This window comes from Burkholderia sp. FW306-1C-G01B, from assembly GCF_058781685.1.
Genome location: NZ_JBYSWZ010000021.1, coordinates 67,087 through 83,120, shown reverse-complemented (window position 1 = coordinate 83,120; position 16,034 = coordinate 67,087). Strand labels below are relative to the sequence as shown.

14 protein-coding genes and 1 pseudogene are annotated in these 16,034 nt (G+C 65.0%); 7 read left to right on the top strand and 8 right to left on the bottom strand.

Annotated features, from left to right (window positions below):
* Positions 1-83: 83 nt before the first annotated feature.
* The 4 genes and pseudogenes from AC3WLY_RS32115 to AC3WLY_RS32100 all read left to right on the top strand — a co-directional run bounded on the left by AC3WLY_RS32115 (position 84) and on the right by AC3WLY_RS32100 (position 2,312).
* Positions 84-1,076 (top strand): HEAT repeat domain-containing protein, encoded by a 993-nt coding sequence (locus tag AC3WLY_RS32115; protein WP_492308785.1) that lies wholly within the window; start codon positions 84-86, stop codon positions 1,074-1,076.
* Entirely contained in the window at positions 1,073-1,414 is a 342-nt protein-coding gene (locus tag AC3WLY_RS32110; RefSeq protein WP_175961101.1) for a gamma-butyrobetaine hydroxylase-like domain-containing protein, read from the top strand. The genes AC3WLY_RS32115 and AC3WLY_RS32110 overlap by 4 nt, the downstream gene beginning before the upstream one ends.
* Positions 1,415-1,599: 185 nt before the next feature.
* A pseudogene (locus AC3WLY_RS32105) lies at positions 1,600-1,699 on the top strand (NAD(P)-binding domain-containing protein); the annotation flags it as partial.
* Positions 1,700-1,841: 142 nt separating this feature from the next.
* Complete coding sequence (locus AC3WLY_RS32100) at positions 1,842-2,312, top strand: acetyltransferase (protein WP_175961103.1); 471 nt, start codon at positions 1,842-1,844, stop codon at positions 2,310-2,312.
* A 224-nt stretch (positions 2,313-2,536) separates the two neighbouring features.
* Here the strand turns inward: AC3WLY_RS32100 and AC3WLY_RS32095 are convergent, their stop codons facing one another.
* Positions 2,537-3,133, bottom strand: a complete 597-nt coding sequence (locus AC3WLY_RS32095; protein ID WP_175961105.1) for a 2'-5' RNA ligase family protein — start codon at positions 3,131-3,133, stop codon at positions 2,537-2,539.
* Positions 3,134-3,475: 342 nt separating this feature from the next.
* On the opposite strand from AC3WLY_RS32095, the gene AC3WLY_RS32090 reads away from it, so the two are divergent.
* Positions 3,476-4,093 (top strand): 3'-5' exonuclease, encoded by a 618-nt coding sequence (locus AC3WLY_RS32090; protein ID WP_175961107.1) that lies wholly within the window; start codon positions 3,476-3,478, stop codon positions 4,091-4,093.
* A 400-nt stretch (positions 4,094-4,493) separates the two neighbouring features.
* On the opposite strand, the gene AC3WLY_RS32085 is transcribed toward AC3WLY_RS32090, so the two are convergent.
* The 7 genes from AC3WLY_RS32085 to AC3WLY_RS32055 all read right to left on the bottom strand — a co-directional run bounded on the left by AC3WLY_RS32085 (position 4,494) and on the right by AC3WLY_RS32055 (position 13,948).
* Entirely contained in the window at positions 4,494-7,196 is a 2,703-nt protein-coding gene (locus AC3WLY_RS32085; RefSeq protein WP_310141051.1) for an AAA domain-containing protein, read from the bottom strand.
* A 312-nt stretch (positions 7,197-7,508) separates the two neighbouring features.
* Positions 7,509-8,126, bottom strand: a complete 618-nt coding sequence (locus tag AC3WLY_RS32080) for a 2'-5' RNA ligase family protein (protein WP_175961111.1) — start codon at positions 8,124-8,126, stop codon at positions 7,509-7,511.
* A 135-nt stretch (positions 8,127-8,261) separates the two neighbouring features.
* Positions 8,262-9,881: a glutamine-hydrolyzing GMP synthase gene (gene guaA, locus AC3WLY_RS32075; RefSeq protein WP_072437108.1), complete on the bottom strand. Its 1,620-nt coding sequence runs from the start codon at positions 9,879-9,881 to the stop codon at positions 8,262-8,264.
* Between the two features lie 107 nt (positions 9,882-9,988).
* Positions 9,989-10,600 (bottom strand): hypothetical protein, encoded by a 612-nt coding sequence (locus tag AC3WLY_RS32070; protein ID WP_492308786.1) that lies wholly within the window; start codon positions 10,598-10,600, stop codon positions 9,989-9,991.
* 6 nt (positions 10,601-10,606) lie between these two features.
* The gene (gene guaB / locus AC3WLY_RS32065) at positions 10,607-12,067 is read right to left on the bottom strand and encodes an IMP dehydrogenase (RefSeq protein ID WP_034181136.1); all 1,461 of its coding nucleotides are present in this window, start codon (positions 12,065-12,067) and stop codon (positions 10,607-10,609) included.
* 278 nt (positions 12,068-12,345) lie between these two features.
* Positions 12,346-13,152 carry a DUF2182 domain-containing protein gene (locus AC3WLY_RS32060; protein WP_492308787.1) on the bottom strand — a complete coding sequence of 269 codons (807 nt, stop codon included), beginning with the start codon at positions 13,150-13,152 and terminating at the stop codon, positions 12,346-12,348.
* A 31-nt stretch (positions 13,153-13,183) separates the two neighbouring features.
* The gene (locus AC3WLY_RS32055; protein WP_175961117.1) at positions 13,184-13,948 is read right to left on the bottom strand and encodes a DUF899 domain-containing protein; all 765 of its coding nucleotides are present in this window, start codon (positions 13,946-13,948) and stop codon (positions 13,184-13,186) included.
* Positions 13,949-14,062: 114 nt separating this feature from the next.
* Here AC3WLY_RS32055 and AC3WLY_RS32050 point away from each other — a divergent pair, with 114 nt between their 5' ends.
* Together AC3WLY_RS32050 and AC3WLY_RS32045 are read left to right on the top strand one after the other, a co-directional pair.
* Positions 14,063-15,283, top strand: coding sequence for a helix-turn-helix domain-containing protein (locus tag AC3WLY_RS32050; RefSeq protein ID WP_175961119.1), 1,221 nt, complete (start codon positions 14,063-14,065; stop codon positions 15,281-15,283).
* A gap of 31 nt (positions 15,284-15,314) precedes the next feature.
* Complete coding sequence (locus tag AC3WLY_RS32045) at positions 15,315-16,001, top strand: Vgb family protein (RefSeq protein ID WP_492308789.1); 687 nt, start codon at positions 15,315-15,317, stop codon at positions 15,999-16,001.
* Positions 16,002-16,034: the final 33 nt, after the last annotated feature.

The window sequence follows — 16,034 nt, the reverse complement described above, 5'->3', positions numbered from 1 at the left end:
GTCCGGTTCGCATCGCCATGCCGCGCCGCCCATGCACCGCGCTCCGTGAGCAGCCGCCCTTTCATCGAACCGACTTTTTCCCCATGACCGCTTTCTCTTCCACCTCCTCGCTGCCCGGCACGCACGGTCCGGATCGTGCCGCGCTCGTCGCCCGCCTCGCTGCGCCCGACGCATCCGTGCGCCGCATAGCGCTGCTCGAACTCGCCGATCTCGAGGAATCCGGTTTCATTCCCGCGTTCGTCGCGGCGCTGCGCGACGACCCGTCCGCCAACGTGCGCAGCGAGGCGGCCCGCGTACTCGGCGCCTGGGAACAACCCGACGTCGTCGACGCGCTGTGCCGCGCGCTGCTCGATCCGGACGACGGCGTGCGCGCGACCGCTGCGCAGAGCCTGTCCGAATTGAAGGACGCTGCATCGGGCGCCGTGCTGTGCGACTGGGCCGACCAGCCCGAGCCGTACGTTCGCAGCGCCGTGCTGCGCGGGCTGCGCGAGTTGCGCGATCCCGATGCGTTCGCTCCTGCGTTGCGCGCGCTCGACGCCGACGCCACCGCCGTGCGGGCCGAGGCCGTCGCCGTGCTCGGCTGGCTCAGGGATATACGCGCGTTGTCGCCGCTCGCGCGCGTCGCGACGACCGATGCCGATGCGGACGTGCGGCGCGTCGCGGTCGGCGCGCTCGGATTCGCGGCGTCGGACGACACGACCGTCATCACCGCACTGCTCGCCGCATTGCGCGACGCCGAATGGCAGGTACGCGAAGAATCGGCCGCAACGCTCGGCAAGCTGCGCGTCGCGGTCGCGCGTGACCAACTCGTCGCCGCGCTCGACGACGACTACTGGCAAGTGCGATTGCGCGCCGTGCGCGCGCTCGGACAGTTGCGCGATGCGGCTGCAGCGCCGGCCGTCGCCGCGCTGCTCCCGCATCCGATCAGCAATCTGCGCAAGGAAGCCGCGCTCGCGCTCGGCGAACTGCGCGACCCCGGCACGCTTCCGGCACTGCACGACGCACTCGACGATCGCGATCCCGAAGTGCGCAAGGCCGTGCGGATCGCAATCCGGCAGATCGGAGAGGCGCGATGACGCCGCCGACCGAAATCGTGCTCGACCACGCTGCCCGTGTGTTGACGCTGCGCTGGCCGGGCGGCGACACGCAACGCATCGGCTATGTGCGGTTGCGCAGCAGTTGCCCGTGCGCCGCTTGCCGCAAGATCCGGTTCGACGCTGGCGTGGTCGACGCGCGACCGGACGTGATGCTGGACGATGTGGAAGCGGCCGGTTACGGCATTCGCCTGCTGTTCGGCGACGGTCATGCTCGCGGCATCTATCCGTGGCCGTATCTGGCGGAACTCGGAAAACGCGCGACGGATCCGGACATCGGCACGCATTGCATGCTCATGCTCGGCGATCTCGCAAACTGACCGTCGGCGGGCCAGCGTCGCATCGGTACGCCGTTCCGGCTCGCAGCATGCCTCGCTGCGCACCGCGCCTGCCCGGCGCACTCGACGTTGCCGCCGAAACCTTCGCGCGCCGCCGTCATGCCCCCTGAAACGCTGCGATACTGACGCCTGCGCGCTGCACGCCCCTTTTTCACAGGAGCCAGGACATGCAAACGGCAGTCGGATTCATCGGCCTCGGCGTGACGGGCACGCCGATGGCGCTCAACCTTGCGCGGGCCGGCACGCCGCTCGTCGTGCGGAGCCGTTCGAACAGCAGCGACGGTGCGCTCGAGGCAGGCTGGTTCGATCTCGCGGAACTCGATCGGGACGATCTGCCGATGAGCGCGGGGGTCCAGGACGTCGTGCGACGAGCCGTCGAACGGACATCCGAACCACAACAAATCAAGCCATGATCAGAATCCGCAAATCCACCCAGGCCGACGGCGCACGCGTGCTGGATATCTGGCGCAGCGCGGTCGACGCAACGCATCACTTCCTGAGCGACGCCGACCGCCGCGCGATCGATGCCGAAGTCGAGCCGTTTCTGCCCAGCGCGCCGCTCGATGTGGCCGTCGACGAGACCGATCGGCCGATCGGCTTCATGCTGCTCGACGGCAGTCACATGGCAGCGCTGTTCATCGATCCCGCTCACCATGGCGCGGGCATCGGGCGCCTGCTCGTGGAAGAAGCGCTCAGGCGCCATCCCGACCTGTCGACCGACGTCAACGAGCAGAACGAATCGGCGGCGGGATTCTATGAAAGGCTCGGATTCGAGCGCTGCGGGCGATCGGCGCTCGACGGACAGGGGCGGCCTTATCCGCTGGTCCACCTTCGCTATCGCGGCGCGATCGCGTCTGGCCGGTCGCAGGAAAACGCGTGACTTGGACTTGCGCGGCATCGCCTGCCGCGCTGCTTACCAACCACGCACCGAACGCCCCGAAGCACTCGCTCGCCTTCGATTGCGGGATACCCATGCAATCCATGCATCGCAGCTAAACGGGAGATTTACAGCGATCCGATCGGATTCAGCATCAGGCAGCGCGCACGGCAAACCATGGGCTCGATCCGGATGGTCGACGACCGGAGCGGGCTTCCAACATACGATCACGCCGACGAACTGCGGTTCGTCAGCGGCCAGCGCCCTATTACATCGTAGTGCGTCCTGCGGAGCCAACTGTGAATCAGGACGAATTCGCGGACGGTCCACGTAATCGGATCGATCCTGTACTGATCGGGCCCGCGTTCGCCGTACAGCAACGTCACGTGGGGCGTGAAACGCGCACCTGAAACACGCAGACCTGCCTTTCCAAGGGCATCTCGAAGTTGCTGCTGAAAATCGATCAATATTTGCAGCCCTGCGCTCCCTGTCAGTACCAGAGGCCGATGGCCCGGCCGCCCATTGAAGCTGACGAGCCGATCGAAGGTGACGCCGAAAGACGGCACATCGATGCGATCCGCCGCGGCACATGCACGCGCGATGATGGCGCCCGGCACATACGCAAAGTCGCCCAGAGAGTACAGCGTGACATGCAGACGCTCCGTGTGCAGCACCCCGCGCTCCCCAGGCTTCCCTGATTGCAAGCCTTCAGTCATTCCGGCAATACATGCAGCCGCAACTGGATCGGGCATCGCAGCGAAGAAAAAGCGATGCTCGGGAACCGGTGGCGGCACGTCGAATCCGGGTAGCGTCAGCTGAGTCATGGCCATATTGCAGATACGCCGATGGCAACGTCTCCATTATCGTCGATCGGAAGACAACCCTTCCGTCGCGCAAACAACAACGCCCAGCAGGTATCCCTGTCGGGCGCCTGCATCATCCGATGCGGCAAGCTGCCAACGATGCACCGAGCGCCGGACTTGGTATCAAGACATCAAGGACCCGTTTTGGAATTGGACGTCGACAGCAACCGCATGGCACAGGATCGCAAGCGGGGAAATGGCGAGGACGATCGTTTCTCGGACTGAACGAGTCTCTCACAGGCCCGATGATGCTAACCTCTTGGCCAAACTAAACGCCACCGCATGAAGTAATAGGATTCAACCATGCAAACCGTTGCGGTACTGGACTTCGAAACAACCGGGCTTTCGCCGAATCTGGGCGACCGTGCCACCGAAATTGCCGTGATCCTTCTACGCGACGGACAAGTCGTCGACCGTTTCCAGAGCTTGATGAATGCCGGCAAACGCATACCGTCCGATGTTGTCGCGCTGACCGGCATCACGAACGACATGATTGCATCGGCTCCCCCGGCGTCAAAAGTCATGAAAGAAGCGGCGGCGTTCGTTGGCAAGCATTCCGTCGTGGCACACAACGCCGGTTTCGATAAGCGGTTCTGGCAGTCAGAGCTCGGGCTTCTCGACATGTCAGCCGAGCATGCCTTTGCTTGCACGATGCTCGTGGCGAGACGTATCTATCCGGACGCTCGGAGCCACCGCCTGTCGAGCCTGGCCGAAACGCTGCAGCTGCCGAAATCGGGACGTGCTCACCGGGCGATGGTCGACGCCGAGATGGCCAGTCATCTGTGGTGCCGGTTGCAGCACGACATTGCCCGGACTTACGGACTGGATCGCATCGATCATGCGCTCATGACGCGTGTCCAGACGACGAGCAAGGCGAACGTGCCTATGTACTTGCGTTCGCTCGCACGCTCGCACGCGTGACAAATCCGCGCAATGCGTTAACGTAGAACGGCTTGGCGACCGCCAAGCCGTTTCTTGTCCTGCGCCCGCCATCATGCCGACAGAGCGGCCTGCACCAGCACTACGTGCTGGTCGCAGTGCCGTGCAAATAGCTGCGCGGCACGCCCGTCGTATGTGACGATGCGCTCGAGGCGCGCTGGTTCGATCTCGCCGAACTCGATCGCGACGATCTGCCAATGAGCGCGAACGTGCGAGATATTGCGCGGCGGGTACTCGACCTGGCATCTATTCGTGCCGGATCGCCCCGCTCCTGAACCTGAAATACTGCTGTCTTTCCTGCACCGTCTCGAGGGTGACTCGCATGAAGAAATGACGGCACCGGACGCCCGCGAGCGTCCGCATCAAGACAACTCGAACCATGTCAAGCAGTTTCAGTGCTGCTTACCCACCGAGCCAAAAACGCCACGACCTTTTCTTCGATGTGACTCTCAACAGTCTGCAATCGGAGCAAGGGGATCTCGCTTTTCCTCAGAATGCTGTCTTTTAGCGCATCCCGCTCGACTTGTTGCGCCATGCTGTGCGATCCGCCATCGACTTCGATCACACCCAACGGCGTTTTCCCTACCTTGAAATACAGCACAAAATCGCAACTGGCGCGATTCCTCATGAAATCCCGCTCCCGTGACGTCAGTGTGCCGTTGCTCAAGGAGACCAACTGAATCAAGGCAATCTGCGAGTGAAATGTCATCGCTCGATAAGCGTCGCCGGACAGTACCTCACGCAGTATCTGCGCCACAATCTGCTCGGACTTGTATCGAGAATCACTTGGACGCAGCCTGGCGTTGAGCCGCTCAAGTGACGCATCATATTCCTTGTAAAGCAGGTCGAAAGCTGACACGACCGGAGCTCGATGGATCTGCTTCTCGCCGGCGTAGTACTCGATATAACGGATCAGTGCAGCAATATGTCCGTTGTTTGCAGCAAAGACATCATCCCCCGTCACCAACGTGAACTTGTGCTTCGCTCTCGATACCGCCACATTGACCAAGTGCGGATCATCTACGAAACCCAGGCTTCGCTGGCTCCGGTACTTCTTGTCCAGCACTGTGGAAAAGACAATCTCGTCACACTCCCTGCCCTGAAACTTGTGTACCGTATCCTTGACGAAATCGGCCGGCAAATGCGCGCGAGACAGCGTGACCTGGGCGTTGTACGGGGCGATGAATCCCTTGCGGTGCGCACTGTCCCAATCGCTCTCGCCATCCCATTTGAGCGTCTCAAGCAGAGAATCCAGTTCGCGTCGATTCGCATTGTTTCGCGTGTGATTTCCCTTGGCCGTAACGAGCAGTTCCAGTGAATTTTCGCCTGCGTCTTGCGTCATCGGGACGAGTTGGTTGTCATAAAACTGCTGATTGCAGAACTGGATGATTCTGGGGTGGCATCGATAATGCTCCTTCAGGAGCGTCATCGGTATCGAATCCTTGAACACGCCGACACACGAATCGAGCAGACTGTATTTGTCGCAGTCGTAGAACTCGCCAGGCGAGGCGATGCCAAGATTCCCCGGGATATGTGGAAGCTGCTTTCTGTCGCCGACGATGATCAGGTTCCTGGCGCAGCCCAGCGCCAGTATCCCCGGGACGATGTCTTGCTGAGACGCCTCGTCGATGATCACATAATCGAGAATCGCACCGCCGACCGAGTTGACAATGGAATGCGTGCCGCTACCGATAATCGGAAAACGCCGCACAAACGCATCGAAATTCCTGCTGTAATTTTTTGCATCGAACGCTTCTTGCCGCGAGATATTCTGGTGAAGATGGTGCTTGAGATGGGCCATCGATCCTGCGACCAGCTCATCCAGCAATGCGTCGAAGTTGCCACGCACCAGCGCTTCTCGATGGGCTGTCAATGCAGATTTTTTCTCCTGCAATGCCCTTTCGTAATAGTGCTTCTGCAAGGCATAAATCACCGATTTGCGCTTTTCCCAATCCTCAAATGGTTTCGCCCGCAGGATTTTAAAATTAAGTAGCAGTTCGAGTCTGTCCTTGAGCCGGATACGGTTCTCGGCAAGATAGGCCAGATAAGCCATCAGGTCCGACGATTTTCGTGGAGACAGTTTGTACCTATTCAGAGAAACCGGCATCGCCACCGAGTTCTCGCGCTGCCATTCCAGCAGGTAGTTCAGCTCTACGGTCAGTTCATCGACCTCGGCCTGCAGTCGAGCCACTGTATTCTGAGCATACAGGTGTTGCTTCAGCTTCTGCAGAACAGCTTGAATCTGTTCCATGGCAGGAGCAGGCGCAGGGGGCTCCGACGGCAAGGCGGGAACATCGACGAAGAAGCCCTCGCGATTAGCCGCACGGCCCAGCTTGGCAACTACATAATCCAGTCCGACCTTATCTAGTTTTTCATAAACGTTTTCGACGGCAGCGTTGTTATTGGACAGGACCGCGACCGTTTTTCCCTGCAACAGGATGTTGGCCAGGATGTTCAGGATCGTTTGCGTCTTTCCCGTGCCGGGCGGCCCTTCTATCAGGCTGATTTGCGAAGCGAAAGCTTTCTCCACTGCCTTGAGCTGACTCTCGTTGACGCCAAAAGGGTAAATAAAGCTCCCCCCTTGCGCCCGCGGCTGGTGCTGTGCCGCGCAATATGCGTGCAACGCCGTGTCTTCGTGAGGAGTCACCTTCTCCAACTGACGCAGCACGTTGTCGGCAATAGGTTTGTCCTGCGGGCTCGCTTGCTCTGCCCTGGCCTTTGCCACGGCAACGAAATAGCGGAATATCGGTCCATCCTTGATTTTCGTCGCGAGGGTGAGCGCAATATCATGCGCGTTCATGACGTAAATCTTTCGGTTCCCCGGATAGTGGACGGCCGCATATTTCCCGCCATAGATCACCACCTTGTCGACGACGCTGAACACCGCGCCCCCTTTCTTTGAAAGAAGCTTGCCTTGCACTACCTCGGTGGGTTCAATTCTGCAATTGCGGAGCGGACTATGGAAAGACTTGCCGGATGGGAAATGGCAAGTCAACATCAACTCATCCCCGTCGGGACTCCACCATATCGCCCAGTCTCTGATCTGCCTGGTTCTGTCTTCATCGTTTACCCAGATGGAAACCATATGATCCTTATGCAATTTTTATTCGAAGCATAAAAATTCGGATTCTCCATTCTAAACGACACTCAGCCTCAACGATCCAGCAACAGGCGAGACTCCCGTCAATTCAGCTTGATCGTGGAGATCAAATGAACTGTATTGATAGTCCGTCATTAGAGAATAGCGGGGTACGCAAGCGACCAGATGCGTACTGCCTCGAAGAGAAAGGTGGACTGCACCGACGTCACCCCACGGCGGAATCATCACCTTTTTGCTGTCGTTCCAGGCACAACTCCCGCTCATCGCAGGATTGCAAATCGTGAACGATTCAGTTTCTCAAATCGTCGGGATGCTGTCCGTCAGCGGCCAGCGCCCGATAACGTCGTAGTGCGTCTTGCCGAGCCAGCTGTGGATCAGGATGAATTCGCGTACGGTCCACGTGATCGGTTCTGTTGGACATCGAGTGACCCTGCCGTCGCCGTACAGCAAGGTGAGATGAGGTGTGAAATGCGCGCCCGAAACACGCAGGCGGGCCCCTCTGAGCGCATCCACCAGTAGGCGCTGAAACCTGACCAGTTCGTCCAGCCCGTCGCTCCCCGTCAACACCAGAGGCCGATGCCCCGGCCGCCCGTTGAAGCTGAGGATCTGATCGAATGTCACGCCGAATGACGGCACGTCGATACTTGCCGCCGCGACGCATGCACGCGCGAGGATGACCTCCGGCACATACGCGAAATCGCCCACAAGTTGCAACGTGACATGCAGACGCTCGGCATGCAGCGGCCGGCCGTCGACTCGCATCCCGGCGCCCAGGCGAGCGCCCCTTTCGGCCATGCACGCAGCGATGTCCGGATCGGGCATCACGGCGAAGAAAAAGCGATGCTCAGGTGCCAATTGCGTTGCCTCGAAGCCTGGCAGCGTAAGTTGGGGCACGGCAGCGTTAGACGTTCGCATCTGTAGACCTCCGTTACCGTCAATCGATTGACGACCCGCCAACAGCGCAAAAAACAACGCCCGGCAGGACTTCCTGCCGGGCGTTCGCATCAACCGGTGCCGCAATCCGCTATCGAGGCATGCCCCGACACTGGATCACTCCCACTCGATCGTCGCCGGCGGCTTCCCCGAGATGTCGTACACCACCCGGTTGATCCCGCGCACCTCGTTGATGATCCGGTTCGACGCGCGGCCGAGCAGCGCGTACGGCAGGTGCGCCCAGTGTGCGGTCATGAAGTCGGTCGTCTGCACTGCCCGCAGCGACGTCACGTAGTCGTACGTGCGGCCATCGCCCATCACGCCGACCGACTTCACCGGCAGGAACACCGCGAACGCCTGGCTCGTCAGGTCGTACCAGCTCTTGCCGACATCGGCCTCGCCGCACAGGCCGGCAGCCGCATCCTGCGCGGTCGCGGTCGTGTTGCGCAGCTCTTCGATGAAGATCGCGTCCGCGCGGCGCAGCAGGTCGGCGTATTCGCGCTTCACTTCGCCGAGGATCCGCACGCCGAGGCCCGGGCCCGGGAACGGATGGCGATACACCATCTCCGGCGGCAGGCCGAGCGCGACGCCCAGCTCGCGCACTTCGTCCTTGAACAGGTCGCGCAGCGGCTCGAGCAGCTTCAGGCCGAGCGTTTCCGGCAGGCCGCCGACGTTGTGGTGGCTCTTGATCGTCGTCGCCTTCTTCGTCTTCGTACCGCCCGATTCGACCACGTCTGGATAGATCGTGCCCTGCGCGAGCCACTTCGCCTTCGACAGCTTCTTCGCCTCCGCCTGGAACACCTCGACGAACTCGCGGCCGATGATCTTGCGCTTCGCTTCCGGATCGGTCACGCCGGCCAGGTGGCCGAGAAACTGATCGGACGCGTCGACGTGCACGACCTTCGCGTGCAGGCGGCCCTCGAACATGTCGAGTACCATCTTGCCTTCGTTCAGGCGCAGCAGGCCGTGGTCGACGAACACGCAGGTGAGCTGGTCGCCGATCGCGCGGTGGATCAGCGCAGCCGCGACGCTCGAATCGACGCCGCCCGACAGGCCGAGAATCACTTCCTCGTCACCGACCTGCTCGCGGATCTTCGCGACGGCTTCCTCGATGTGGTTGCGCATGATCCAGTCGGGCTTCGCGCCGGCGATCTGCAGCACGAAGCGCTCGATGATCTGGCGGCCCTTTACCGTATGCGTGACTTCCGGGTGGAACTGCACCGCGTAGTAGCCGCGCGCCTCGTCGGCCATGCCGGCGATCGGGCAGCTCGGCGTCGATGCCATCAGCGCGAAGCCCGGCGGCAGCTCGGCAACCTTGTCGCCGTGGCTCATCCAGACCTTCAGCATCCCGTGGCCTTCGGCCGTCGTGAAATCCTCGATGCCGTCGAGCAGGCGCGTATGGCCGTGCGCGCGCATTTCCGCATAGCCGAATTCGCGATGGTCGCTCCACTCGACCTTGCCGCCGAGCTGCACGGCCATCGTCTGCATGCCGTAGCAAATGCCGAGCACCGGCACGCCGAGATCCCACACGGCCTGCGGCGCGCGCAGCTGGTGGTCTTCGTACGTGCTCGCGTGGCTGCCCGACAGGATCACCGCCTTCGGCGCGAACTCGCGGACGAAGTCGTCGGACACATCGTTCGGATGGATTTCGCAGTAGACGTGCGCTTCACGCACGCGTCGCGCAATCAGTTGGGTGACTTGCGAACCGAAGTCGAGAATCAGGATTTTGTCGTGCATGGCTGCGGACGGGATGAAGAGAATAAGAAAAGCAGCGCACGAAGCGCTGCGTCAATAGCATGGACAGCGACGTCGGGCGGCAGGCGGCACGCGCGACGCATGGCCGGTCAATCCTGCATCGGCGGGCGCTCGTCGAGTGCAACGCCACCCGACGATTGACCGGATGCGGCCGACGACGGCGCGGCGGGCGCCGCGGGACGGCTGACGACGGGTTCGACACGCTGCGGTGCGGGCGACGACGCCGGCGCCATCGCCGGCTCGGCCGGACGCTGCGCCGGTGCGCGCGCGTCGAGCGCCTGCGCCTTCGCCTGCGCCTTCTCGCGCCGGCGCACGGCCGATGCGAGCCGCACGCCGCCGAGGCCGAGCACGATCAGCGCGACCCCGGCCACGGCCGACAACACCCGGCCGGCGGCCGCGAGCGCGGGACCGCTGCCGGTGCCGATCGACCAGACGATCGTCAGCACGCCGGTCAGCCAGTACACGTGGCCGACCGACCGCGCGACGGGCGCCGTGAGATCGCCGTTGAACGCCGCATGAAACGCGAGCCACGCGAGCCCGAGCAATGCGATGCCGAACGCCTGGCCGAGCATCGCCGGCTGGATGTTCGCAAGCTGCAGCGCGTTGAAGAGCGACTGCCAGGGCGTCAGCACGAACAGCACGCCGAACGCCAGCAGCAGCACGGCATCGATGATCAGCACGGCTCGCAGCAGCGGTTTCATCGGCGGTCAGTCCACGTGGTAGTTCGGCGCTTCCTTCGTGATCTGCACGTCGTGCACGTGCGACTCGCGCATGCCCGCGGCGGTGATCTGGACGAATTCGGCCTTGTCGTGCAGCTCGTCGATCGTCCGGCAGCCGCAGTAGCCCATGCTGGCGCGCACGCCGCCGACCAACTGGAACAGGATCGCGTTGACCGAACCCTTGTACGCGACGCGGCCTTCGATGCCTTCCGGCACGAGCTTGTCGATGTTTGCCGAGTTGTCCTGGAAGTAGCGGTCTGCCGCGCCGTCCTTCATCGCACCGACCGAACCCATGCCGCGGTACGCCTTGTACTGGCGGCCCTGGTACAGGAACACGTCGCCCGGCGACTCTTCGGTGCCCGCCAGCATGCTGCCCATCATCACCGCGTTCGCGCCGGCCGCGAGGGCCTTCGACACGTCGCCCGAGAAGCGCACGCCGCCGTCGGCGATGCACGGCACACCGGTGCCCTTCAGCGCTTCCGCGACGTTCGCGATCGCGCTGATCTGCGGCACGCCGACGCCTGCGACGATCCGCGTCGTGCAGATCGAGCCGGGACCGATGCCGACCTTGACCGCGTCCGCGCCGTATTCGACGAGCGCCTTCGCGGCGGCAGCCGTCGCGATGTTGCCGCCGATCACCTCGACGTGCGGGAAGTTCTGCTTGACCCAGCGGACGCGCTCGAGCACGCCCTTGCTGTGACCATGCGCGGTATCGACGACGATCACGTCGACGCCGGCCTGCACCAGCAGCTCGACACGCTCTTCGTTGTCCGGACCGACGCCGACCGCCGCGCCTGCGCGCAGCTTGCCGTGTTCGTCCTTGCACGCGTCCGGGTGCTCGGTCTGCTTCGTGATGTCCTTGACTGTCATCAGGCCGCGCAGTTCGAACGCGTCGTTGACGACCAGCACGCGCTCGAGGCGGTGGCTGTGCATCAGCGCCTTCGCTTCGGCGAGCGGCGTGCCTTCCTTGACCGTGACGAGGCGCTCACGCGGCGTCATGATCGACTTGACCGGCTCGTCGAGGCGCGTTTCGAAACGCAGGTCGCGGTTCGTGACGATGCCGACGAGCTGCGGGCCTTCGACGACCGGGAAACCCGAGATGCCATGCTGGCGCGACAGCGCGATCACGTCGCGCACCTTCATTTGCGGCGGCACCGTGATCGGGTCGCGGACGACGCCCGACTCGAAACGCTTGACCTTCGCGACCTCGCGGGCCTGTTCGGCCGGCGTGAGGTTCTTGTGGACGATACCGACGCCACCCTGCTGCGCCATCGCGATCGCGAGACGACCTTCGGTGACCGTGTCCATGGCGGCGGACACGAGCGGCATGTTCAGGGAGATGTTGCGGGTCAGCTTGGTCTTGAGGCTGGTGTCACGCGGGAGAACGTCGGAGAAGGCGGGTACGAGGAGCACGTCATCGAAAGTGAGTGCTTTTTGGATCAGACGCATGGCAAATCCTATGGGCGCAAAAGCGAATTATACGCGAAGCGCTGCGAATTTTCACAACACGAACAACGGCTTAGCCGTTTTCGTGCGTTCGGGGGCCGAATCGTTCGGATCGCCGTTCGGTTCGTTTTCGATCGCCTTTCGTTTCACCGCCGCGTCGAGCCATTCGCGCAACGGGCTGCGCCGCGGCAACCGCGCCTGTCGCGGCCGGGCCACGCGGCAGCGGCGGCACCGGTCGCCCGCGGCCCGGCAACGCGCCGGATCGGCTCGCCTCCCCGGTCTTATACCAGCCCGGCCGCGCGCGCGATCATCGCGAGACCGCCCCCGATCACGATACCGCCGACCAGCCGCGCAACGCGCTCGCCGGCCGGCACCAGCCGCTCGGCGGCGATCGCGACCGTCACGGCGGCCATCACGCGCAGATCCATCATGCCGGCCGCCAGCGCGACCGCCATCAGGTTCCCGCAACAGGCGCCGCAACGCATCGCGGTTCGCACGCCGTGCCGCCAGGCCGCGCCGGCATCCAAGCGCGACCGGTGCGGGCCCGCCGTCGCGTGCCGGCAGCACGCCAGCCGGCGCGCCTTCCACGCCGAGAACTGCAACACGCCCGCGCCGAGCACGACCGCGCCGGCCGCGAACGGCATCGCACGGGCGAGCGCCGGCAGCCGTGCCGCGGCGGCCGTCAGCGCGCCGCCGAGCGCAAACGTCACCGCGCCGAGCGCCATCCATACCGCGAAATACCCGCCGCCCGCGACGACGACCAGCCAGGCCGAGCGCGCCGCGCCCAGCGGGCCGACGCGCTGCCGGTATCGCCAGAGCGTCGGCGCCAGCACGGGCAGCATCATCGTCACCGTCATCGCGCCCCACATGCCGGCGAACGCCGCGAACGCGCGGCCGGCGCCCCATCCGCACGGCCGCAGCCATGCGGACGAGAGCATCCAGCCACCGGGCATCGGTTCGCCGCCCATCGCGTCCATCGACGCGTGCTGCGCCAGTGTCGCCATCGCCGCGGCGGCGAACACGGCGACGAGCGCCGCGCCGAATGCGCGCCGATCGCGGCCCGTGTCGCCGGTTGCCGGCCGTGTCATCGCACGCTCCCGCCCCGTCGCCGGCCCGCGCTCAACCGCGCGCGTATTCGTCGTGCCGGCGCCACCACGGGCCCGCCTCGTTGCGCCCGCGCGGCGCGCGATCAAGCCACTGGTACATCCCCCACAGCCCGTCGAGCCCGCGCGCATAGGTCGAGTATGTGTGATAGACGGCGCCGTCCTCGCGCACGAACGCGCTCATCCCCGGCCGGTCGAGCGAATACGTGACCGCGTCGGTGCCGCACGTCGCCGCGAACTGCACGACGGGCGCCGGCGGCGGATCCATGTCCATCGCGTGCCCCGCCCGCGCGTAGTTGTATTCGACGTCGCCCGTGCGCCGCTGCGTTTCGGTGAACGACACGTTGAAGTCGAAGTTGAAATCGCTGCCGACCGACGACGCCCACGGGAAGGTCCACCCCATCCGCTGCCGGTACGCGAGCAGCTTCGCGAGCGGCGCGCGCGACACGGCCGCGAGCGTCACGTCGTGGTTCGCCAGGTGCACGGCAAAACCGTCGAAACCGTCCGCGAGCGCCGAGCACGACGGGCAGCCGGCCTTGTAGTCGGGGCCGAACATGAAGTGATAAACGAGCAGTTGCGAACGGCCGCGAAACAGGTCGTCGAGCGTCGCCTGCCCTTCTTCGGTGTCGAACCGGTAGGTCTTGTCGACGCGCACCCAAGGCAGTGCCTGGCGCCGCCGCGCGAGTTCGTCGCTTTGCCGCGTCAGCGCCTTTTCTGCTTCGAGCAGCGCCCTGCGCTCGGCCAGCCATTCGTCGCGCGTTCCGGTGAGATGGGTCGTCATTGCGGGTTCCTCCTTCCGATGGGTATCCGGGCACGGCGTACGGCGCCGTGTGCGTGGTGCTAGATTAGTGCTCGGCATCGGGCCGGAGGGAGTGACAAGTGTGTCGGGATTCGGATGGATTCGCTGATCACCGCGGCCGCGCGCGCGCTCGCGGCCGGTGACGCGCTCGGCGCGCTGAACCGCGTCGCGCTGCGCGACGACGCGCCGGCGCTCGCGCTGCGCGGGATCGCGATGGCACAGCTCGGCGATTTCGAGCGCGCGCGGGCACTCGTGCGCGGCGCCGCGCGCGCGTTCGGCGCAAAGGAAGCCGTGGCGCGTGCGCGCTGCGTCGTCGCGGAAGCCGAGATCGCGCTCGCGTCGCGCGACCTCCGCTGGCCGACGCGCGCGCTCGACGCCGCGTGCGCGACGCTCGACGCGCACGGCGACCGCGCGAACGCCGCGCATGCGCGTTATCTCGGCGTGCGCCGGCTGCTGCTGATCGGTCATATCGACGATGCCGAACGGATGCTCGCGCATCTCGATCCCGCGCCGCTGCCGGCCGCGTCGCGCGCTGCCCATGAACTGATCGCGGCCGGCATCGCGATGCGCCGCATCCGCACGCATGCGGCCCGCGCGGCGCTCGCCCGTGCACGCGCAGCCGCCCACGACGCCGGCATCGCCGCGCTGACGGCCGAAGTCGATACCGCCGCGCGCGTGCTCGATGCGCCGGCCGCGCGACTCATCGCGCGCGGCACGTCGCGGCTCGTACAGCTCGACGAAGTCGAGACGCTGTTCGCGTCGAATACGCTCGTCGTCGACGCGTGCCGCCACACGGTGCGCGACGCGCGCACGACCGTGTCGCTCGCGCGCCGCCCCGTGCTGTTCGTGCTCGCCCGCGCGCTCGGCGAGGCATGGCCGGCCGACGTGTCGAGAAACGCGCTCGTGGCCGCCGCGTTCCGCGCGAAACATGCGGACGAATCGCATCGCGCGCGCCTGCGCGTCGAGATCGGCCGGCTCCGAGCGGTGCTGCGGCCGCTCGCGAACGTCACCGCGACGCCGCGCGGCTTCGCGCTCGAACCGCTCGGCGTGCGCGAGACCGTCGTACTCGCGCGCCCGGTCGACGATCGCCACGCGGCCGTGCTCGCGCTCCTCGCCGACGGCGAGGCGTGGTCGAGCTCCGCGCTGGCGCTCGCGCTCGGCGCGAGCCAGCGCACCGTGCAGCGCGCGCTCGACGCGCTCGCCGAAGCGGCCAAGGTGCAGGCGCTCGGACGCGGACGCGCGCGCCGCTGGATGACGCCGCCGCTGCCCGGATTCGCGACGACCTTGTTACTCCCTGCCGCGCTGCCGGGAGATTAGGATGGCCTCACCGAACAATGAGGTGACGAACATGAAACGCTCCAATGCAGACATCATTCGCGAATACGGCCCGTTTCCGGGCGTCGACGGCGTGCACGGCGTCACGTTCGACGGGCGGCACGTGTGGTACGCGTCCGGCGACAAGCTGAATGCGCTCGATCCGGAGCGCGGCACGACCGTCCGCTCGCTCGACGTCGCCGCGCATGCGGGCACGGCGTTCGACGGCCGCCACCTGTTCCAGATCGTCGAGGACCGCATCGAGAAGATCGATCCGGAATCGGGCCGCGTGCTCGCGACGATCCCGGCACCCGGCGGCGGCGCCGACTCTGGGCTCGCGTGGGCCGAAGGCACGCTGTGGGTCGGCCAGTACCGCGAACGCAAGATTCATCAGATCGATCCGAAATCGGGCGCCGTGCTGCGCACGATCGAATCGAACCGCTTCGTCACCGGCGTGACGTGGGTCGACGGCGAGCTGTGGCACGGCACCTGGGAAGCCGATCAGAGCGATTTGCGGCACGTCGATCCGCGTACGGGCCAAGTGCTCGAGCAGGTCGACATGCCGGCCGGCGTCGGCGTGTCGGGGCTCGAATCCGACGGCCACGATCTTTTCTACTGCGGCGGCGGCAACAGCGGCAAGCTGCGCACCGTGCGGCGCCCGGCGCGCGTGCGGGCGTCGGGCGACGGCGCCGGTGCGACGCCCGACCCGGCCGACGGCTAATTCGCACCGTACCGCGGCCGCGAACCCTCGAGC